11 protein-coding genes and 3 rRNA genes are annotated in these 21,603 nt (G+C 68.1%); 4 read left to right on the top strand and 10 right to left on the bottom strand.

Annotated features, from left to right (window positions below; all coding sequences use genetic code 11):
• Window positions 1–76: 76 nt before the first annotated feature.
• Complete coding sequence (locus ACZOOI_RS22690; protein ID WP_465277531.1) at window positions 77–1,336, top strand: DUF1015 family protein; 1,260 nt, start codon at window positions 77–79, stop codon at window positions 1,334–1,336.
• 174 nt (window positions 1,337–1,510) lie between these two features.
• Here the strand turns inward: ACZOOI_RS22690 and ACZOOI_RS22685 are convergent, their stop codons facing one another.
• The 6 genes from ACZOOI_RS22685 to ACZOOI_RS22660 form a co-directional block, all read right to left on the bottom strand.
• Window positions 1,511–2,428, bottom strand: coding sequence for a tetratricopeptide repeat protein (locus ACZOOI_RS22685; RefSeq protein ID WP_465277530.1), 918 nt, complete (start codon window positions 2,426–2,428; stop codon window positions 1,511–1,513).
• A 2,146-nt stretch (window positions 2,429–4,574) separates the two neighbouring features.
• Window positions 4,575–4,691 (bottom strand): 5S ribosomal RNA (rrf, locus tag ACZOOI_RS22680).
• A gap of 126 nt (window positions 4,692–4,817) precedes the next feature.
• Window positions 4,818–7,946, bottom strand: a 23S ribosomal RNA gene (locus tag ACZOOI_RS22675).
• 342 nt (window positions 7,947–8,288) lie between these two features.
• Window positions 8,289–9,812: ribosomal RNA gene (locus ACZOOI_RS22670) — 16S ribosomal RNA — on the bottom strand.
• The 16S, 23S and 5S rRNA genes sit together here, the layout of an rRNA operon.
• A gap of 1,020 nt (window positions 9,813–10,832) precedes the next feature.
• Window positions 10,833–12,110, bottom strand: a complete 1,278-nt coding sequence (gene tyrS / locus ACZOOI_RS22665; protein ID WP_465277529.1) for a tyrosine--tRNA ligase — start codon at window positions 12,108–12,110, stop codon at window positions 10,833–10,835.
• A gap of 156 nt (window positions 12,111–12,266) precedes the next feature.
• Window positions 12,267–12,953, bottom strand: a complete 687-nt coding sequence (locus ACZOOI_RS22660) for a DNA-3-methyladenine glycosylase (protein WP_465277528.1) — start codon at window positions 12,951–12,953, stop codon at window positions 12,267–12,269.
• 71 nt (window positions 12,954–13,024) lie between these two features.
• Here ACZOOI_RS22660 and ACZOOI_RS22655 point away from each other — a divergent pair, with 71 nt between their 5' ends.
• Window positions 13,025–13,810 (top strand): sporulation protein, encoded by a 786-nt coding sequence (locus ACZOOI_RS22655; RefSeq protein WP_465277527.1) that lies wholly within the window; start codon window positions 13,025–13,027, stop codon window positions 13,808–13,810.
• 57 nt (window positions 13,811–13,867) lie between these two features.
• Here the strand turns inward: ACZOOI_RS22655 and ACZOOI_RS22650 are convergent, their stop codons facing one another.
• Window positions 13,868–15,382 (bottom strand): hypothetical protein, encoded by a 1,515-nt coding sequence (locus ACZOOI_RS22650; protein WP_465277526.1) that lies wholly within the window; start codon window positions 15,380–15,382, stop codon window positions 13,868–13,870.
• Between the two features lie 135 nt (window positions 15,383–15,517).
• Here ACZOOI_RS22650 and ACZOOI_RS22645 point away from each other — a divergent pair, with 135 nt between their 5' ends.
• Both ACZOOI_RS22645 and ACZOOI_RS22640 read left to right on the top strand, forming a co-directional pair.
• Window positions 15,518–16,060: a YbhB/YbcL family Raf kinase inhibitor-like protein gene (locus tag ACZOOI_RS22645; RefSeq protein WP_465277525.1), complete on the top strand. Its 543-nt coding sequence runs from the start codon at window positions 15,518–15,520 to the stop codon at window positions 16,058–16,060.
• A 254-nt stretch (window positions 16,061–16,314) separates the two neighbouring features.
• Window positions 16,315–16,842, top strand: a complete 528-nt coding sequence (locus ACZOOI_RS22640; protein ID WP_020556146.1) for an HNH endonuclease — start codon at window positions 16,315–16,317, stop codon at window positions 16,840–16,842.
• A gap of 110 nt (window positions 16,843–16,952) precedes the next feature.
• Here the strand turns inward: ACZOOI_RS22640 and ACZOOI_RS22635 are convergent, their stop codons facing one another.
• From ACZOOI_RS22635 to ACZOOI_RS22625, 3 genes are all read right to left on the bottom strand, one after another.
• A complete protein-coding gene (locus ACZOOI_RS22635) occupies window positions 16,953–18,437 on the bottom strand; it encodes a peptidase MA family metallohydrolase (RefSeq protein WP_465277524.1) in 1,485 nt (494 codons plus the stop codon).
• A 1-nt stretch (window position 18,438) separates the two neighbouring features.
• Window positions 18,439–19,974, bottom strand: a complete 1,536-nt coding sequence (locus ACZOOI_RS22630) for a hypothetical protein (protein WP_465277523.1) — start codon at window positions 19,972–19,974, stop codon at window positions 18,439–18,441.
• 667 nt (window positions 19,975–20,641) lie between these two features.
• Window positions 20,642–21,577 (bottom strand): metallophosphoesterase family protein, encoded by a 936-nt coding sequence (locus ACZOOI_RS22625; RefSeq protein ID WP_465277522.1) that lies wholly within the window; start codon window positions 21,575–21,577, stop codon window positions 20,642–20,644.
• Window positions 21,578–21,603 lie beyond the last annotated feature (26 nt).

Genomic DNA, 21,603 nt, shown 5'->3' with positions numbered 1-21,603 from the left:
CCGGTCACCAAAATCCGGCAACCGCCGACATCGGATGTCCTGATCTTGCCCGGGCTCGGGCCCGTAACATTCGGCCATGGACGACGCAGTGCCGAACGGGCTCGATCTGGCCCCCTTCCGCGGGCTTCGCTACGACCCGGAACGCGTCGGGGACGTCGCGTCGGTGACCTCGCCACCGTACGACGTGGTCGAGCCCGGCGGCGTGCCCGCGCTGGAGGACGCCGACCCGCACAACATCGTGCGACTGGTCCTCCCGCGCAGCGCCGAGCACGCGGGCAGCACCTTGCGCACCTGGTTGGCCGAGGGCGCGCTGCGCCCCGACCCGCTGCCCTCGTTGTACGTATACGAACAGCGCGATCACAACTCGATCCAGCGCGGTCTGATCGGCGCGCTCTCGCTCGACTCCGCCGTCCTGCCGCACGAGGACGTGATGCCCGGCCCGGTCGCCGACCGGGCGGCGCTGATGAGCGAACTGTCGGCCAACCCCGAGCCGATCCTGCTGGTGTACACCGGCGGCGGGCGCGCCTCGGACATAGTCGAACAGACCACCCACCAGCCGCCCCTGGTCGGCCTGCGCACGCCGGACGGCATACGTCACCGATTGTGGGGACTCACCGATCGCCACGCGCTCGCCGGGATCCGCGAGGATCTCGCGCATCGCAAGGCACTGATCGCCGACGGCCACCACCGCTGGGCCGCCTACGCCAGGATGCGCGAGCGCGCCCACGCGGACGGCCGCGGCGACGGCCCCTGGGACCGCGGCCTGGTCCTGCTCGTGGACACCGTGCGCCACCCGCTGCGGGTCGGCGCGATCCACCGCGTACTGCCCAAGCTGCGTCCGGCCGACGCCCTCGACGCCCTCGCCACCTACGGCGACGCAGGCGCCGGCGCGTTCCTGGCCCGTCCCCTCGACGGCACCCTGCCCGCCGCCCTGTGGGCACTGGACCAAGCCGTCGGCCCGGCCTTCCTGCTCGCCGGCGACCGCCGCTTCCACCTGCTCACCGGCCCGGACCCGGACCTGCTCGACATCGCGATCCGCGCCGACCGCCCGCGCACATGGCGCTGCCTCGACGCCACCGTCCTGCACGCGGCCCTGCTCGACCACGTCTGGCACGTCCCCGACAACTGGGACAACATCACCTACGTCCACGATGCGGCCGCCGCCGTCCGCCAGGCCAACCACACCGGCGGCACCGCGATCCTGCTGCGCCCCACCGACGAACGGGTGGTCCGCGAACTCGCCGAGCAGGACGTCCGCATGCCCCGGAAGTCCACCTCCTTCGGCCCGAAGCCGGCCACGGGACTGGTACTGCGGAGCCTGGACCTACAGGAGTAGTGACGGGCCGGGGCCGACGCCGGGTCGGCGTGCGACCTCTCCTGGACCTCTTCCGGACACATCCGATCACGTGTGTTCGCCGCCCACCCCCGTAACGCAGGAAGGGCCCGGCACATTCGTGCCGGGCCCTTCCCCACATCGGCTCACCGCCACCGACCTCGCGGCGGCGCCGAATCAGTCCTTCGCGTCGACGACGGGCTCGGCCTTGTCGGCCTTGTCGGCGCTGTCCGCCTCGGCGTCCGCGGCGTCGACGGCCTCGGGAGCGTCGTCGTCCGCGTCGTCCGCGTCGTCTTCGACCCGGTCCTCGTCGCCGTCGAAGTCCTCGTCCTCATCCGTGGCATCCTCGGCGTCCGCAACCGCGTCCGCCGCCGAGTCCTCGATGTGGTTCTCGTCCTCGTCGTCCTCCGCGTCCGGGTCGAGCGCGTCGGTGAAGTCGAGGCCGTCGAGTTCGGCGACCCGCTCGGCCGCACCGGTCTCACCGGTGGTGTCCGCCTCGGCGGCCCGACCGAACCAGTCGCGCGCCTCGTCGTCCCGGCCCACGGCCGCCAACGCGTCGGCATAGGCGAACCGCAGGCGCGCCACCCAGGGGTTGGTCGACGCCGAGTTCAGCTCCGGCACCTGCAACGTGACGACGGCCGCGTCGAGCTGGTCCAGGTCGCGCCGCGCACCGGCGGCGACGATCCGCAGCTCGATCTGCGCGGCCTTGTCCAGTTCCTTGACCTCGTCCGCGCCCGCCATCTGCAGCGCCCGCTCCGGACGGCCCAGCCCGCGCTCGCAGTCGGCCATCACGGCCCAGTGCTCGCTCGAACCGGTCATCCGCCGCGCCGCACGCAGCTCGGACAGCGCCTCCGCATACGCACCGGCCATGTACGCCGCGATCCCGGCCGCCTCCCGCACCGCGGCGACGCGCGACGCGAGCCGCAGCGCGACCTTGGCGTACTTGTAGGCCAGCTCCGGGTCCTCGTCGACCGTACGGCCGATCATCACCAGGTTGCGCGCGACCTCGTCCGCGAGGGTCTTGGGCAGTCCACGCAGCTCCTGGCGCGCTTCCGCACCGAGCTCCTCGGCCTGCACGTCCTCGGGGATGAACATCCGCTCGACCGGCACGTAACCGGGCTCGTCCCGACGATCGAACGAGGGACGCGACCCACCGCGGTCGTCCCGGTTGCCATACGACGGACGGCTGTTGCCCCGGTCCCGGTCCCCGAACGAGGGGCGCCCACCACGGTCGTCCCGGTTGAACGCGGGACGCGAGCCCCCACGGTCACCACGGTCGCCGTACGACGGACGCGAGCCACCACGGTCGTCGCGGCCGGGCCGGTCGGAGCGCTCCGGACGATCCGACCGGAACGGCGGACGCGAGCCACCGCGGTCATCGCGCGCCGGCCGGTCCGAACGCTCCGGACGGTCCGAACGGAACGGTGCGCGCGAGCCGCCACCGGAACGGTCGTCACGGTTGAACGCGGGACGCGAACCCCCACGGTCGTCACGGTTGAACGGCGGACGCCCGGCACCGCCACGGTCGTCCCGACCGCCACTCGCCGGACGACCCGAACCCCGGTCGTCCCGACGCGGCGCCGGACGACGCTCGTGGAACGGCTGCCGCGCGCCGGGCTGACCGTTGTAGGTCGGCCGGCTGCTGGCGCCGTCCTTGTAGTCACGGTCTCCGAACTCCCGCTCCTCACGAGCGGGCCGGTCGGAGCGCTCGGGCCGGTCGGAGCGGTACGGCGGACGCGAGCCACCGGCACCACCACGGTCGTCCCGGTTGAACGACGGACGACGATCCCCGCCCCGCTCCTCGCGGAACCCGGGCCGGTCGTCACGACCGGCCGAAGGCCGACGATCCCCACCGCGGTCGTCCCGGTTGAACGGCGGACGCCCGGCACCACGGTCGTCGCGCGCCGGACGGTCCCCACGATCCGAACGCGACGGCAGCCGCCCACCGGCGCCGCCACGGTCGTCGCGGTTGCCGAACGAGGGGCGCGAGCCACCACGGTCGTCGCGGCCGGGCCGGTCGGAGCGCTCCGGACGGTCCGAGCGGTACGGCGGACGCGAGCCACCGCCGGAACGGTCGTCACGGTTGAAGGAAGGACGCGAAGCGCCACCACGGTCGTCCCGGTTGAACGACGGACGACGATCCCCGCCCCGCTCCTCGCGGAACCCGGGCCGGTCGTCACGACCGGCCGAAGGCCGACGATCCCCACCGCGGTCGTCCCGGTTGAACGCGGGACGCGAACCACCACGGTCGTCGCGGTTGCCGTACGACGGTCGGGAGCCACCACGGTCGTCACGGTTGAACGGAGGACGCGAGCCACCGTCGCGGTCCTCGCGGCTCGGCCGCGAGATCGCGTGGTCGCCACGTGCCCCGTAGGACGTACGCGACTGGCCCCGGTCACGCTCGGGACCATCCGCCCGGAAAGGCGCACGCGAGCCATCACGGTCGTCGCGGCCGGGCCGGTCGGAGCGCTCCGGACGGTCCGAGCGGTACGGCGGACGCGAGCCACCGCCGGAACGGTCGTCACGATTGAAGGAGGGACGCGAAGCGCCACCACGGTCGTCGCGACCACCGGACTGCGGACGCCCAGCGCCTCGGTCGTCACGGTTGAACGGAGGACGCGAGCCACCACGGTCGTCGCGGTTGCCGTACGACGGGCGCCCGCCACGGTCGTCGCGAGCGGGCCGGTCCGAACGCTCCGGACGGTCCGAGCGGTACGGCGGACGCGAGCCACCGCCGGAACGGTCGTCACGATTGAAGGGGGGACGCGAAGCGCCACCACGATCGTCCCGACCACCGGACTGCGGACGGCCACCGGACTGGGGGCGGCCAGCGCCCGCACCACGGCTACCGCCGCGGTCGTCACGATTGAACGGAGGACGCGAACCGCCACGGTCGTCACGGCTGCCCTGATCACGACCACCGGAAGCCGGACGGCCACCGCGATCGTCACGGTTGAACGGCCGGCGATCACCACCGCCACCGCCCCCCGAGTACTGCGATCCACTGGGACGGCGACTCGGCCGTCCCTCGGAGGGGGGATTGGACATGGGATTTGCTCCTCGTGATCGTCGTACGGGTACGCAGTCGCCTGTGGCTCGACCACCATTGTCCCGTATGACGAACGAAGTCGGCGCACCCGACAGTGGCCATGAACCCCTGTGAACAGGGGTCGCCACGGTAAATAAATCCGGATAAAAAAATAAGGGGCCCCACCGGGGTGGGGCCCCTTACTCACGTAGATTCCGGCGGCGTCCTACTCTCCCACACCCCTTCGAGTGCAGTACCATCGGCGCTGGAGAGCTTAGCTTCCGGGTTCGGAATGAGACCGGGCGTTTCCTCTCCGCCAAGACCACCGGAAAACCATCGAACCCAACAATAGGGTCGTTCGGTGAACCAGAAATCACATGCGGTGATTCAATTATCAAAACGGGTTCCCCGAAACCGATTGCGGTTCGGGAACCACACAGTGGACGCGTAGCAACTGAGGACAAGTCCTCGGCCTATTAGTACCGGTCAGCTCCACCCCTTACAGGGCTTCCACACCCGGCCTATCAACCCGATCGTCTCTCGGGGGCCTTACCCAACCGAAGTTGGTGGGAGTCCTCATCTCGAAGCAAGCTTCCCGCTTAGATGCTTTCAGCGGTTATCCCTCCCGAACGTAGCCAACCAGCCATGCCCTTGGCAGAACAACTGGCACACCAGAGGTTCGTCCGTCCCGGTCCTCTCGTACTAGGGACAGCCCTTCTCAAGACTCCTACGCGCACAGCGGATAGGGACCGAACTGTCTCACGACGTTCTAAACCCAGCTCGCGTACCGCTTTAATGGGCGAACAGCCCAACCCTTGGGACCTACTCCAGCCCCAGGATGCGACGAGCCGACATCGAGGTGCCAAACCATCCCGTCGATATGGACTCTTGGGGAAGATCAGCCTGTTATCCCCGGGGTACCTTTTATCCGTTGAGCGACGGCGCTTCCACAAGCCACCGCCGGATCACTAGTCCCTGCTTTCGCACCTGCTCGACCTGTCGGTCTCACAGTCAAGCTCCCTTGTGCACTTACACTCGACACCTGATTGCCAACCAGGATGAGGGAACCTTTGGGCGCCTCCGTTACCCTTTAGGAGGCAACCGCCCCAGTTAAACTACCCATCAGACACTGTCCCTGATCCGGATCACGGACCCAGGTTAGACATCCAGCACGACCAGAGTGGTATTTCAACGATGACTCCACGAACACTGGCGTGTCCGCTTCAAAGTCTCCCACCTATCCTACACAAGCCGAACCGAACACCAATATCAAACTATAGTAAAGGTCCCGGGGTCTTTCCGTCCTGCTGCGCGAAACGAGCATCTTTACTCGTAGTGCAATTTCACCGGGCCTGTGGTTGAGACAGTCGAGAAGTCGTTACGCCATTCGTGCAGGTCGGAACTTACCCGACAAGGAATTTCGCTACCTTAGGATGGTTATAGTTACCACCGCCGTTTACTGGCGCTTAAGTTCTCAGCCTCGCCCCGAAGAGCTAACCGGTCCCCTTAACGTTCCAGCACCGGGCAGGCGTCAGTCCGTATACATCGTCTTACGACTTCGCACGGACCTGTGTTTTTAGTAAACAGTCGCTTCTCGCTGGTCTCTGCGGCCACCACCAGCTCGGAGAGCAAGTCTCCTCACCAACAATGGCCCCCCTTCTCCCGAAGTTACGGGGGCATTTTGCCGAGTTCCTTAACCACAGTTCACCCGAACGCCTTAGTATTCTCTACCTGACCACCTGAGTCGGTTTGGGGTACGGGCCGCCACGACACTCGCTAGAGGCTTTTCTCGGCAGCATAGGATCATCCACTTCCCCACAATCGGGTCGGCATCAGGTCTCAGGCTCGTGTTGTGCGGATTTGCCTACACAACGCCCTACACCCTTACCCCGGGACTACCACCGCCCGGGCTGGACTACCTTCCTGCGTCACCCCATCGCTCACCTACTACCCGATTGGTTCGGCGGCTCCACCAAAACCGTTCACCCGAAGGATCCCGGCGGCTTCACGGCCTTAACATCACGAGGTTCAGCGCTGGCGCATCGTAGCGGGTACGGGAATATCAACCCGTTGTCCATCGACTACGCCTGTCGGCCTCGCCTTAGGTCCCGACTTACCCTGGGCGGATTAGCCTGCCCCAGGAACCCTTGGTCATCCGGCGCACACGTTTCTCACGTGTGATTCGCTACTCATGCCTGCATTCTCACTCGTGCAGCGTCCACCGCTGGTTTCCACCGCGACTTCACTCGCTGCACGACGCTCCCCTACCCATCCGTACGCCTGAACCACGAAGGCTTGGCTATATGCACGAATGACACGACTTCGGCGGTGCGCTTGAGCCCCGCTACATTATCGGCGCGGAATCACTTGACCAGTGAGCTATTACGCACTCTTTCAAGGGTGGCTGCTTCTAAGCCAACCTCCTGGTTGTCTCTGCGACTCCACATCCTTTCCCACTTAGCGCACGCTTGGGGGCCTTAGTCGGTGCTCTGGGCTGTTTCCCTCTCGACCACGGAGCTTATCCCCCGCAGTCTCACTGCCGCGCTCTCACTTACCGGCATTCGGAGTTTGGCTTATCTCAGTAACCTGGTGAGGCCCATCAACAATCCAGTGCTCTACCTCCGGCAAGAAACACACGACGCTGCACCTAAATGCATTTCGGGGAGAACCAGCTATCACGGAGTTTGATTGGCCTTTCACCCCTAACCACAGGTCATCCCCCAGGTTTTCAACCCTGGTGGGTTCGGGCCTCCACACGGTCTTACCCGCGCTTCACCCTGCCCATGGCTAGATCACTCCGCTTCGGGTCTTGGGCGCGCGACTCAATCGCCCTGTTCGGACTCGCTTTCGCTACGGCTACCCCACACGGGTTAACCTCGCCACACACCGCAAACTCGCAGGCTCATTCTTCAAAAGGCACGCAGTCACGGCCACCCACGACTAAACGCGGATGACGACGCTCCCACGGCTTGTAGGCACACGGTTTCAGGTACTATTTCACTCCCCTCCCGGGGTACTTTTCACCTTTCCCTCACGGTACTAGTCCGCTATCGGTCACCAGGGAATATTTAGGCTTAGCGGGTGGTCCCGCCGGATTCACACGGGATTTCTCGGGCCCCGTGCTACTTGGGAAATGCGCAAGCAAGCCGCACATGTTTCGTCTACGGGGGTCTTACCCTCTACGCCGGACCTTTCGCATGTCCTTCGACTACATGTACGGTTTCTGACTCGCCGACCGGCCGGCAGACCGATCAAGCACACTCCCACGACCCCGATCACGCAACCCCTGCCGGGTATCACACGTGACCGGTTTAGCCTCATCCGATTTCGCTCGCCACTACTCTCGGAATCACGGTTGTTTTCTCTTCCTGCGGGTACTGAGATGTTTCACTTCCCCGCGTTCCCTCCACACACCCTATATATTCAGGTGCGGGTGACAGCCCATGACGACTGCCGGGTTTCCCCATTCGGACACCCCCGGATCACAGCTCGGTTGACAGCTCCCCGGGGCCTATCGCGGCCTCCCACGTCCTTCATCGGTTCCTGGTACCTAGGCATCCACCGTGCGCCCTTAACAACTTGGCCACAGATGCTCGCGTCCACTGTGCAGTTCTCAAACAACAACCGATTCCCACAGACACCATGGCCACGCCTACCAATCTTGCGACTGGCGGTTCGAAGACCGTCCGAGGATCGGAACCTTCCCGAGACAACAGACCAGCCCCAACAGCCCGAAGACTGTGGGGCCGGGCCCATTCCCTCAGGACCCAACAACGTGCCCGACCCGCTCCCTTACCCGCCATCGCTTTCCACGCCCTCGCGGGCAGTACTTGCGAATCAGGGTCCAGTCACGGACCGAATAGTCAACGTTCCACCCATGAGCAACCGTGTGACACAGATGGTCACATTCGGCTATGTGCTCCTTAGAAAGGAGGTGATCCAGCCGCACCTTCCGGTACGGCTACCTTGTTACGACTTCGTCCCAATCGCTGGTCCCACCTTCGACGGCTCCCCCTCTTGCGAGTTGGGCCACCGGCTTCGGGTGTTACCGACTTTCGTGACGTGACGGGCGGTGTGTACAAGGCCCGGGAACGTATTCACCGCAGCAATGCTGATCTGCGATTACTAGAGACTCCGACTTCACGGGGTCGAGTTGCAGACCCCGATCCGAACTGAGACCGGCTTTTTGAGATTCGCTCCACCTCGCGGTATCGCAGCTCATTGTACCGGCCATTGTAGCACGTGTGCAGCCCAAGACATAAGGGGCATGATGACTTGACGTCGTCCCCACCTTCCTCCGAGTTGACCCCGGCAGTCTCCTGTGAGTCCCCATCACCCCGAAGGGCATGCTGGCAACACAGAACGAGGGTTGCGCTCGTTGCGGGACTTAACCCAACATCTCACGACACGAGCTGACGACAGCCATGCACCACCTGTACACCGACCAAAAGGGGCACCTGTCTCCAGATGTTTCCGGTGTATGTCAAGCCTTGGTAAGGTTCTTCGCGTTGCGTCGAATTAAGCCACATGCTCCGCCTCTTGTGCGGGCCCCCGTCAATTCCTTTGAGTTTTAGCCTTGCGGCCGTACTCCCCAGGCGGGGAACTTAATGCGTTAGCTGCGGCACGGACGACGTGGAATGTCGCCCACACCTAGTTCCCAACGTTTACGGCGTGGACTACCAGGGTATCTAATCCTGTTCGCTCCCCACGCTTTCGCTCCTCAGCGTCAGTATCGGCCCAGAGACCCGCCTTCGCCACCGGTGTTCCTCCTGATATCTGCGCATTTCACCGCTACACCAGGAATTCCAGTCTCCCCTGCCGAACTCTAGCCTGCCCGTATCGAATGCAGGCTCGGGGTTAAGCCCCGAGTTTTCACATCCGACGCGACAGGCCGCCTACGAGCTCTTTACGCCCAATAATTCCGGACAACGCTCGCACCCTACGTATTACCGCGGCTGCTGGCACGTAGTTAGCCGGTGCTTCTTCTGCAGGTACCGTCACTTTCGCTTCTTCCCTGCTGAAAGAGGTTTACAACCCGAAGGCCGTCATCCCTCACGCGGCGTCGCTGCGTCAGGCTTTCGCCCATTGCGCAATATTCCCCACTGCTGCCTCCCGTAGGAGTCTGGGCCGTGTCTCAGTCCCAGTGTGGCCGGTCGCCCTCTCAGGCCGGCTACCCGTCGTCGCCTTGGTAGGCCACTACCCCACCAACAAGCTGATAGGCCGCGGGCCCATCCTGCACCGCCGGAACTTTCAACCCCCCACCATGCGGAGGAGGATGTTATCCGGTATTAGCTCCGGTTTCCCGAAGTTATCCCAGAGTGCAGGGCAGGTTGCCCACGTGTTACTCACCCGTTCGCCACTCATCCACCCCGAAGGGCTTCAGCGTTCGACTTGCATGTGTTAAGCACGCCGCCAGCGTTCGTCCTGAGCCAGGATCAAACTCTCCATTGATGTTCACCGGTAATCCGGTGGAACACAATAAGTGAGCGGCGACTCTCCCGAAGGAATAATCCAGGTATGTCGCCGGCGTCCTTGCTGTGACCTGGGCCCACTGACAGGACCCAGGATTTTCTTCAAAGGAACCACCAACACTGACCGCTGCTCCCCGAGTGGGAAGACGCTCAGCGCCGGGGGTGTTTCTTTGGCGTTGACTTTTGGCACGCTGTTGAGTTCTCAAGGAACGGACGCTTCCTTCGGTGCGGAATCAACCGCGCCCTCCGGGCGTTTAACGTTCGGTGTTTCTTTTGTTTCGCTTTCGCTTTTCCAGCTTAGCACACCGTTTCGGCGGCTTCGCTTTCCTCGCTTTCGGCTTCCACCGCGTTTCCGCGTTTTCCGCCTCCCGGACTCTAGCAGATCTTGCGACCCGCTTTTCGTCCTTCGCTTTGTGCCTTCCGCTTTCGAAACTTGCGTTTCTTCCGCTTCCGGCCCGCCGAGCCTAGCAGACCCGTTTTCCCGCCTCCACCGACTCCGCATGATCAATCCTGCGGCGCCGGCGGCCTGCGAGCCGCGCGTCGTGCTCCGGATCTCTCCGGTACTCGATGCCTCAACCTTACCAGGTTTCCGCCATAATGCCGAATCTCATTCCAAGGAATGTGATTCCCAGTAATAAATGGCAGCACAAATAAAACCCCCGGAATTTGGATGATCAAATTCCGCGCGCTTCACAAAGGGCCTTGTGTGTATCACTGGTTCCACTGGTTCACGCCCGTCACGGAGACACCACAGGGACGGAACGGCCGAAGGCCGTCCGTTTCCGGATGGATCGTGTTGGGGTGTGAGTCGCGGTGGGATCGGCCATCGCGCCGGTGTTGAGGGCGCGCCTGTCCGGATCTCCCGAAGTTGCGACTCGTACGAGCTTAAACCACCCTCTTGGACGGGTCAAGCCGGTCCCCTATACCCAGTGGAACGGGTCGGGAACCGGCTCGACGAGTGATCCGACGATGTGGCTGATGGACCATCAACTGCCTTGTGTCAGGCGGTGATCTCCGCCGCGGCGAGGTTGCGCTTGCCGCGGCGGAGCAGGGCCCAGCGGCCGTGCAGCAGGTCGGTCGCGGCGATCACCGCGTCCTCGTCGGTCACCTTGGCGTTGTTGAGGTAGGCGCCGCCCTCCTTGATGGTGCGCCGGGCACCGCCCTTGCTCGGGGCGAGGCCGGTGGCCACCAGGGCGTCGACCACCGTCGGGCTCTCCGTCAGTTGTGCGCCGGGGAGTTCCGCGACCGCCGAGCGGAGCGTCGCCTCGTCCAGCGCGGTCAGGTCGCCCTGGCCGAACAGTGCCTTGCTGGCCTCGACCACCGCGGTGCACTGGTCGGCGCCGTGTACCAGCGTGGTCAGTTCCTCGGCGAGGGCGCGCTGGCCGATGCGGGCGGCGGGGCGCTCCTCGCTGTCTCGTTCGAGGGTCTCGATCTCCTCGCGCGAGCGGAAGCTGAAGGTGCGCAGGTAGCGCGACACGTCACGGTCGTCGGCGCCCAGCCAGAACTGGTAGAAGGCGTACGGCGTGGTCAGCTCGGGGTCGAGCCAGACCGTGCCGCCCTCGGTCTTGCCGAACTTGCTGCCGTCCGCCTTGGTGAGCAGGTTGGTGGTCAGCGCGTGTGCCTGGCCGTGCGGCTCGTTGCCGGTGATGCGGCGGATCAGGTCGAGGCCGGCAGTGATGTTGCCCCATTGGTCGCTGCCGCCGATCTGGAGCGTGCAGCCGTGCCGCCGGTAGAGCTCGACGAAGTCGTAGGACTGGAGCAGCACGTAGCTGAACTCGGTGTAGCTCATGCCCTCGCCGGCGAGCCGGGACTTCACCGTCTCGCGCGCGAGCATCTGGTTGACGCTGAAGTGCTTGCCCACGTCGCGCAGGTACTCGACGATGCTCAGCTGCGAGATCCAGTCGTGGTTGTTCGCCATCACGGCGGTGTTCGGCTCGGTGCCGTCGAAGTCGAGGAACGCGGAGAGTTGGCCCCGGATCCGGTCGGTCCAGGTCTCGACGGTGGCGACCTCGTTCATCGCGCGCTCGGCCGAGGGCTTGGGGTCGCCGATCAGACCGGTGGCGCCGCCGACCAGGGCGATCGGGCGGTGGCCGAAGAGTTGCAGCCGGCGCAGGGTCAGTACCTGGGTGAGGTGGCCGACGTGCAGGCTGGCCGCGGTCGGGTCGAACCCGCAATACGCCGTGACGGGACCGTCCGCGAACGCCTTCTTGAGCGCGTCCTCGTCGGTGGTCTGGGCCAGCAGGCCCCGCCACCGCAACTCGTCGACGATGTCCGTCACAGTGCTCGGTCTCCTCGGTCGATACAACGGATACAACGGATACAGCGGATACGGATACGCGGATACGGCCGGCGCGGCCGCATGCGGCAGGTGCAGCGGGTGCGCGCATTCGGCCGGTACAGCGGTTACAGGGTGCCCGACGCGCCGCCCTGTGCGCTAACCGCTTTGGCTGCCGGCTTCGGCGGCCGGCTTGGCGGTGCGCTTGCGGGGTTGGTGGGCCCGGTACGGGCTGACCGTCGGGTCGCCGTCGATGTGGAAGCGCCACGGTTGGGTGGCGCCGCCACCGCCGACGCCGGTGCGTGGGCCGGTTCGGATGGCGGTGCGGGCGGGTGGTGTGCCGAACAGGACGCGCACCGGGCCGGTGGGGTCGCAGACGTCGGTGCCGTCCTGGGTGCGATCCAGCGCCAGCGCCATGGCCAGGCGGGCGGGGCCGCTCGCGAGGTCGGTGTCCTTGCGGGTGGTGGGGCGGCGGGCGCGGGCCAGGGCGGTTCCGGCGGTGATCTCGCCACCACGCAGCAGCACCCCGGAGGCGCGGCCGGGTGGGCCACAGACCAGGTTCGCGCAGTAGTACATGCCGTACGTGAAGTAGACGTACAGGTGTCCGGGTGGGCCGAACATCGTCGCGTTGCGGGCGGTCCTGCCACGGAAGGCGTGCGAGCCGGGGTCGTTGGCGCCGTCGTAGGCCTCGACCTCGGTCAGCCGCAGCTCGACCGGGCCGGCCTCGGTCTCGTGTACGACGGTTCGGCCGAGCAGATCGGCTGCGACGGCCAGGACCGGGCGGTCGAAGAACGAGCGCGGCAGCGGTTCGGTGGGATCGACGGGATCGGCGGTGGAGGCACGCATGACGAGCCAGCTTAGAGCGGCCGGGCACGCGTGATGGAATGGGCCGTCGGGACGATCATCGGGGAGGACATGTGGTGTTCAAGAAGTTGATGGCGAGTATGGGTGCGGGGAGCGCCTCGGTGGAGACCGAGCTGCACTCCGCCGAGACCATGCCGGGCGCTGTGGTCGAGGGACGGATCCGGGTCCAGGGCGGCAAGGTCGACCAGCGGATCGAGGGCTTGTTCGTCGGCTTCCAGGCCGTCGTCGAGGTGGAGACCCAGGACGGCGAGCAGCGGCGGAACGTCGAGTTCGGCCGGCATCAGGTGGGCGGCGGGTTCGACCTGCGCGAGGGCGCGACGCACGATCTGCAGTTCCGGCTGCCGGTGCCGTGGGAGACGCCGCTGACCACGTTCCGCGGGGTGCAGCTGCGCGGGACCACGATCGGCGTGCGGACCGAGTTGGCCATCGATCGGGCGATCGACAAGGGCGACCTCGACCCGATCGCGGTGGGCCCGTTTCCGGCGCAGGCGTTGATCCTCGACGCCTTCGGGAACCTGGGCTTCCACTTCAAGGCCGCCGACCTGGAGCAGGGGCACATCCGCGGGGTCGATCAGCGGTTGCCGTTCTACCAGGAGATCGAGTTCGCTCCGCCGCAGGCGTATGCGCGCGGCATCAACGAGGTCGAGTTGACCTTCGTGTCGGCCGAGCACGCGACCGAGGTGATCCTGGAGATCGACAAGAAGGGCGGCGCGCTCTCCGGCGGGAGCGACGCGATCCGGCGGTTCACCGTGAACCACGGCACCGCGCAGCAGACCGACTGGAACGCCTATCTGCACGGCTGGTTCCAGGAACTGGGGCAGCGCCGCGGCTGGTTCTAGCACGAAGGTGTCCCCTGCCGGAGCGGGTTCGTCCGGCAGGGGCGGCGGCCCGGTGCGTCACGCGTCCAGGAGGGCGTGGACCCGGGCCGCCCAGTCCGCCTCGAATTTCGCCCGCGGCATGCCGGTCGCCTTGCCGATCGCCGCGTCCACGGCGGCCGGGGCCGGGTCGGCGTAGACGGCGGTGACGAAGCCGTACACGGCCAGGGTGCCGCCGATCTCCTCGATCCGGCGGATCGCCAGGTGGGCGAGCTCGTACGCGGCGGCGTTGCCGACCGTGTCGGCCTGGTAAAGCTCGTTGTCCGTGGGCAGTTTGCCGGTGAAGCGGTTCGCGGCGAGGTAGGTCCTGGCCTCGTACAGCTCGTCGGTGCCGAGCAGGGTTCGGCCGCGCAGCGCGAGCCAGTCGGCGAAACCCTCGACGACCCAGACGGGTTGGTCCTGGTTGGGCACCTCGTTGCGCAGCGGGGTGACCAGCGCGTGGGCCATTTCGTGGCGCAGCAGTTCGCCGAGCCGCTGCGGGTTGGGCGAGGTGAACCAGCCCGAGGTGGTGTCCAGGACGATCCGGGAGCCGCCGAAGCGCCCCTTGCCGGCCGGGTCGATGGTGCGCAGCGCGTAGGTCAGGCCGGATTCCTCACCGTGTTCGCCGGTGCGTCCGCCGTACAGCCGGTAGAAGGTGTCGCGGTCGGCGACCGGGACGATCACGAAGCCGGGTGCGGTGCCGGGCGGTCCGCCGTCGGCCCAGGTCTCGATGTCGGCGCGCGCGGCCTCCTCGGCGTCGTCGGCGAGTCGGTCGGCGCCGGCGGAGGTGGCCGGGTCGGCGAGGACGACCACGTGGGCGCGGCGGACCACGGTCAGGTCGGCGTGGTCCCATGGGGCCGGGTAGTCCCGGGCGTATGCGTAGCCGGCCCCGTCGTAGGGGGTGCCGTCGACGGCGGAGATGAGCAGCGGGGCATCGGGGCCGGCCCGGACCACGGTCCAGCGGTAGCCCTCGCCAACGGTCGCGGTGTCGGCGGTCGAGATCCGGTGGTCGAAGGAGATGTCCACGTAGGCGGTGATCCGCTCGTCGGTGGCGGGCATGGTCTGCACCGTCTCGACGCGGTAGCCGACCTGGTCGAAGGACACCCGACCGAGGTTGGCGAACAGCCGCCGTTGGCCGGCGACCAGGTCGGGGACGTCCGGGTCGAGGTCCGCGGTGAATGCCTGCTCGTCCCGGCCGATCAGCGCCTTGGTGCGGCGGTCGGCCAGGGTCTGGATGTCGGCGGTGGCGATCGCCGGGCCGTGGGCGGGGGCCACCGGTGTCGCGGTGCCCGGGCGTGGGCCGAACGCGCCGTCGGTGTTGCGCGGCTTCGCGCTGCCCGGTCCGCTGAGGGTGACGCCGAAGACGATCAGGGCGGTGAGCGCGAGCAGCAGGGCGATCAGCGGTGCGGCGAGTCGGCGCGCGACGGATCGCGGCCGGGCCGGTGCGGCCTCGGGTATCGCCTTGTCCGTGATGTCGACTCGGTCGACGGCCGCGGCGGATATGCCGGACGGGGCGTCGTCGGCGGCATCGCCGGTGTCGTGCGTCGGCTGGGTCACCCCGGATGCCTCCCCCCTGTTGGCGCGAGGATACCTATGTGATCTTCGCCGGTTTGGCCGACGGTGAGAATAGGCTCGTTCGGACGAGGCGCCCGGCAGGCGGCCGGGTGCCACCGAGCACGATCGGAGCCTCGCGTGACCGAGCCCAACAAGCCCTCGATGCCCTACGACTACCTGCCGGAGCGGCCCTCCTTCGCGGTCACCAGCCGGGATCTGTCGGACGGTCCGACCCTGCCGACCGCTCAGGTCAGCGGTGTGATGGGGGCGGGCGGCGAGGACATTTCGCCGCAGTTGTCCTGGTCCGGCTTCCCGGCCGACACCAAGAGCTTCGCGGTGACCTGCTTCGACCCGGACGCGCCGACGCACAGCGGTTTCTGGCACTGGGTCGTGGTGGACATCCCGGCGGGCGTCACCGAGTTGGCGACCGGCGCGGGCGCACCCGACGGCAAGGCGCTGCCCTCGGGTGCCTTCCACGTGCGCAACGACACCGGCGGTCCGGGCTATGTCGGTGCCGCCCCGCCGCCCGGGCACTACCCGCACCGGTACGTCTTCACCGTGCACGCGCTGGACGTGGACAAGCTCGGCGTGGACGAGAGCGCGACGCCGGCGTTCGTGGGCTTCAACCTGTTCTCGCACACGCTCGCGCGCGCGGTCCTGGTGAACACGTACGCGCAGTGATCGTGGCGCCGCGCGCGGGCTGATCACAATCGGCCGGCCCGGCGCGAATTCCCGTCCGGTAATTGCGTTGTCCCGGTGATCGTTCAAAAGGCACAGTGGTCGAGTTGTCCGTACTGACGGTTCGTCGAGTCGAAGGGTGCGCATGAGCGTCGCAGCACCGCCCCAAAGCTGAGCGCGTGGTCGCGCCCGGCCGGTTCGGTGCGCGTCCGGGTGTGCTCGCTCGTCCCCTCGTCGACCAGGTGAGGGGAGGTCGCATGCGGGAGACGTTGGTGCTGAACGCGACGTACCAGCCGCTGGCGACGGTGTCGTTCAAGCGCGCGCTCGTGTTGGTGCTGCAGGAGAAGGCCGTCGTCGAGCACGTGGATCCCGGCCGGGTGGTGCGGGCCGCGACTGCCGAGTTCCCGTTGCCGCGGGTGATCCGGTTGCTCAAGTTCGTCCGGGTGCCGTTCCGACAACAGGCCTCGTGGTCGCGTCGGGGTGTGCTGCTCCGGGACAACCGGCGCTGCGCGTACTGCGGTGGGCGGGCGACCACGGTGGACCACGTGCTGCCGCGTTCGCGTGGTGGCGCGGACTCGTGGCTGAACACGGTCGCCGCGTGCGGGAGCGACAATCAGCGCAAGGCGGCCCGGACGCCGGCCGAGGCCGGGATGCGGCTGTTGTTCCAGCCGTACGAGCCGTCGGCGACCCGGGCGCTGGTGCTCGCGTTCGGCGTGGCGGACGTCGAGGGCGCGCAGTGGCTCGCCGAGCCGGTACGGCCGCCGGTGCTTGCGATGGGCGCCTGACGCGGGTGCCCGGCGAGGATCCGACGGAAGCCGCCGGGGGATGCGAATCCCCCGGCGGCTTCGGGTCTTTCCGGTCCTTCGGGTCCTTCGGCTTTCGGGTCTTTCGGCGGTCAGACGGTTTTGCGGACCCAGGCCGCCCAATCGGTGCGGAGTCGGTCCGGCGTGATGCCGAAGGACGCGGTCAGCGCCTCGTCCGTGGAGCCGTATCGGCCGCTGACGCTGTCCGTGTAGAAGGCGCACACCCGCTCCGCGCCGAAGGTCTTGGCCAGGTAACGCAGCATCAGGTGGGCCAGGTTGTAGGCGTTCTCGACCCGGTCCTCGTCGCTGGTCTCGAAGTCGCCCTCGGCGGGCAGTTCGCCGGTGAACCTCCCCCGGTCGATCAGCGCGCGGATGTTGCGGGTGACCACGGGCGCGAGCGGCCGGTCGGCCTCCGCCTGCCAGTCGGCGAACCCTTCGGCCAGCCAGGTCGGCAGTTCGGCGCCGCGGCCGGGTCGGGCCAGCGGGGCGACCAGGGCGTGCGTCATCTCGTGCCGGAGCAGGATCGGCGCGAACGCCGCGTCGCCGGCGAGTTGGTCGTCGTCCACGACCATGCGCACGCCGCCGATGGACCGGTCGGTCCCGGGCATGGCCAGTGCGTAGCCCGCCGCCCACTCCTGCACGTCGCCGCTGCTGTACAGCTTGCCGAAGGACGCCCGGGACGAGGTCAGCACGAGGGCGAAACCGGGCGAGGTGCCGGAGCCGCCCTTCCAGGCGCCGAGCGTGTACACGGCGGCCTGTTCGGCCAGATCCGCGTTGCGGCGCAGGGCGGCCGCGTCCTGCCCGGGGCCCATCAGCACCACGTGTGGGCGCCGTTCGACGCGCATGTCCCACAGATCCCACGCGGCGGGGTAGCCGGCGAAGCCGGACTTGGTGTCGTCGTCGGCGGCGCCGTCCAGGCCGATGAGGGTGCACGGGTCGTCGGGGCCGGCGCAGCGGGCCTTCCAGACGTAGGTCTCCGGAACGGGGCCCAGGTCGACGCCGGTGATGGCGTGTTCGAAGGCGACGTTCAGGCTCACGGTCACCGGCCATGCGGCGGCGGTGCCGGCCTGCTCCGCGCTGGAGCCGTCGGCGGTCACCGTCGTGCCGGCGCCGACCGGCCGCCAGCGGGCGGTGTCGAACGGAACCTTGCGCAGGTTGGCGAACAACCGGCGCTGACCGTCGAGCAGGGTGGTGTCCTGCCGGTCGACACGGGCCAGGAAGGCGGTTTCGTCACCGCGCTCGAAGGCCGCCGATCGGGTGGTTACCAGGGCTGCCACCCGGGCGTACACGCGGGTGCTGATCCGGTTCGAGTACCCGCTCGCGTCGGCGGCGGGCGCCCCCGGGTCGGTGGTGCCGGACGCGGAGCGGTCGATGGCCGGAGCCGACGCCGATCGGTCGTGGCCGAGCAGCCGTTCGGCGGTGTCGAGCCCGGCGAGCCGGCCGCCGGCCGACACCGCGCCGAGCACGAAGGAGAGCGAGAGCAGGCCGCCGAGCAGTGCGACGCAGATCGCCCACGGTCGGGAGCGCCGTGGTTCGACGGCGTCCGGCCACAGGCCGTACGGGTCGTACGGGTGCACGTCAGTTGCCCACCTTGGTCTTGACGTACTTGGCCCAGTTGCTTTCGAAGGTGTCCCGGTCCAGGCCGGTCGCCTCCTTGAGCGCGGCGTCCAGGGCGGCCGGGGTGGAGTCCTTGTACACCGCGACCACGAACACGTCGGCCTTGGCCGCGCCGTACTTCTCCGCGATGTAGCGGATGGCGAGCATGCTGTAGTGGTAGCCGACGGTCGAGGTCTTGGCGTCGGGCGAGTTGACCTCGGTGTCGGTGGGCAACCTGCCGCTGAACTTGCCCGCCCGGACCTGGTCGCGGGCGTCCGGCTGGAACCACTCGGCGAGCGAGAGGTCGGTCCAGGCGAGGTACTCGGCGAAGCCCTCGGAGACCCACAGCGGCGGCCCGTCGCCGCCTCGCTCGAACTCGGCGACCATGGCGTGACCGAGCTCGTGCCGCATCAGGTGCATCTGCTGTTCGCCGTCGCCCTTGGTGAACATGCCGTCCGAGCCGTCCAGGGTGATCCGGCTGCCGGCCATCGGCTGGTCGCGGCTGACCGGGCGGGCCGGCGGCATCGTGCGGCACACGCCGGTGACGTTGGGCAGGTCGTTGCCGGACAGCGCGCGGGTGAAGGTGTCGTGGTCGGGCGTGACGTAGACGACGTAGCGCTGCGGCGTGATGGCCGGGCCCTTCCACACCGCGAGGTTCTTCTTGAGCGCGCTCTCCGCACGATCGGCCCAGGCCGCGGCCTTGGCCTTGTTCTTGACGGGCACGGCGAGGAGCACGTGCGGGCGTTCGATCAGCGCGAGTTCGCCCTCGTCCCAGGGCGCGGGGTAGGCGTTGCCGCCGCCGCGGGTCGAGGCGCCGGTGATCTTGGTGATCACCAGCGGGGCGCCGACCGAGGCGCGAGAGACCGTCCAGATGTAGCGCTCGGCGATCGGCTCGCTGTCCACGCCGGTCACCTGGTGGGCGAATACGACGTTCACGTCCCGGGTGAGCGGGCCGGCGTCGGTGCCGGCGTCGATGTACGCCGTGGGTGGCCGGAATTCGACGCTCGTGAACGGGAACAGCCGAAGGTTGGCGAACACCCGGCGCTGTGCGGCGATCAGTTCGGTGGCGGCGGGGTCGATGCCGGCCACGAACGCGTCGGCGTTGCCGGACTTGAGGGCCTGGGTGCGGTTGTCGGCCAGGAAGGCCACGTCGGACGTCGCGATCCGGGTGACCGGAGCCTTGTCCTCGGTCTTCGCGGAGGTCTCGGCACCGTTCTGCTCCGCGATCGGCGCGGCGGCCGGGGAGGGCGGTGTGTCGAAGACGCCACCGATGGCGAGGGACGCGAGCAGCGCGAGGATCGCGAGCACGCCACCGGCCGCGGCGAGCAGGTGCCGGCGGGCGTTGCGGCGCTGCTGGTCGGGCGGGGGAATGAAGGGGAGGGGTCCGTAGAAACCGACCTGGGAGGGGAATTCGGGCGTTTCGGGGTTCGGTGCCGGCGGGGGTGTGGTGGGTATCGGGGGCGGCGCGGGCGAGGCTGACGACGCGGAAGCTGCGGGCGCCGCGGATGCGTCGGGCATCCGGGGCGCGGCGGGCCCCTCGGGCGATTGCGGCGCTGCGGGTGCCTGGGGTATCGGGGTAGCCGCAGGCGCGGCGGGCCCCTCGGGCGATTGCGGCGCTGCGGGTGCCTGGGGTATCGGGGTAGCCGCAGGCGCGGCGGGCCCCTCGGGCGTCTGCCGCGCCGCGGGTGCCTGGGGTGTCCGGAGTGCCGGAGGGGCGGTGGACGCCTCGGCTGCTTCCGGGGTTTCGGCGGGTGTCGTCGGTGCGGTGGACACGTCGGGTGAGTCGGGCGTCGCTGTGACGGGCTCCGCCGCGTCGGGCGTCCGGGCGCGGCCGTCGCCGATGGCGTCCCGGCCGGGTATCGCCTCGGGGTGAGCCTCGGCCGTTCCGATCTCCCGGACCTCGGGCCGTGGTTCGTGCTCGTTCTCGGATTCGGTGGGTCCGCCGGTCGATGCGCCGCGCGGCGGACGTGCGCCGTCGGCGGCAGTGGGCATGTCGGACATGCCAGTCCTCCCCTGGACCGCCGGCCCGATGATTCCGCCCCGGCCCCGGTCGGCGATCCGATCATGTGTTCGCCGAGGTTATCCACGCCCGGCCCGTCCCCGGCAAGGGGGGCCCGGGAACGGTCACATGCCGCACCCGCGATCGATCAACCGTTTGTCTCGGCCCGTACGTTCCGACCTTCGGTCAGGAGGTGCTGCCCGCTCCGACGGTGTCCGGGTCGGGGCCCGCCGTGGGGGTCGGGTCGGTGAGGTCGAGGACGTGCCAGGAGTCGGGGATGCGGTAGCCGGGCACGTCGTAGGAGGCCATCGGGTCGGCGGCCAGGCCCTCGACGCGGGTGGACGAGCCGTCCGGGTGGGCGAGTTCCTCGGTGTACCGGAAGTGCAGGTGGCCGTGCGCGGCCAGGGTGGGCCGGTAGGCGTCCACGAGGCGCTGGACGCGTTGCTGGTTGGGCAGGCAGCGCGGGTCGTCCTTGCGGTTGAACTCGGGCGCGGTGCGCAGCGGCTTGTCGTGGGTGAGCAGGATGTCGACCGGCGCCGGGTCGGTCAGGATCGCGTCGACGTCCGCGTCGGTGGCCTGTTCCTCGGGGAACCACAGGGTGCCCGCGAAGTCGGGTACGTCGCCGGGCGGCCGACCCGCGCCGCGCCGGAAGCTCTCCTTGCGCTGCGCCTTCTCGTGGCGCCGGCGCTCCTCGGCGAGCCGCTGCTCGCGGTCCAGCGAGAGGGCACCGCCGAAGGCGAGGAAGTGCGTCCCGCGCCAGGACCAGCGGTGCCCGCGCGGCGCGTAGCGCACCCGGGGGCGCACGACCACAAAGCCGTGTTCGTCCCGCTGGTCGCCGTAGGACTCCATCAGCAGCGAGGTCTTGTCGTGGTTCCCGTCCAGGAAGTACACGTCGACGCCGCGCGAGCGAGCGGAGCGGTTGACCGCGTCCAGGTAGCGGACGCCGGACGCCTCGTGCTCCCAGAAGCCGAAGTCGCCGAGTTGGAAGATCAGATCGACGTCGAGTTCCGCGGCGGCGTCGAGCAGCCGCCGCACGTGTCCGGTGTTGCCGTGCGTGTCTCCGGCCAGCAGGATCCGCATCGTGAGCCCCCGCCCTTCCACCCCGATTGCGCGTGCGTCCACGCCCCCGAAATCCATCATCGGCGATC

This window comes from Embleya sp. L77, assembly GCF_055557415.1.
Note: the sequence above shows the minus strand (reverse complement) of the source record. Positions and strands in the feature narration are given on the sequence as shown.

Bases quoted from the DNA above. Each gene is read 5' to 3' on its own strand.
- ACZOOI_RS22660 (WP_465277528.1), bottom strand. From the start codon at position 12,953: ATGCGTGCCTCCACCGCCGATCCCGTCGATCCCACCGAACCGCTGCCG.
- ACZOOI_RS22640 (WP_020556146.1), top strand. From the start codon at position 16,315: ATGCGGGAGACGTTGGTGCTGAACGCGACGTACCAGCCGCTGGCGACG.
- ACZOOI_RS22685 (WP_465277530.1), bottom strand. From the start codon at position 2,428: ATGTTCATCCCCGAGGACGTGCAGGCCGAGGAGCTCGGTGCGGAAGCG.
- ACZOOI_RS22690 (WP_465277531.1), top strand. From the start codon at position 77: ATGGACGACGCAGTGCCGAACGGGCTCGATCTGGCCCCCTTCCGCGGG.
- ACZOOI_RS22630 (WP_465277523.1), bottom strand. From the start codon at position 19,974: ATGCCCGACGCATCCGCGGCGCCCGCAGCTTCCGCGTCGTCAGCCTCG.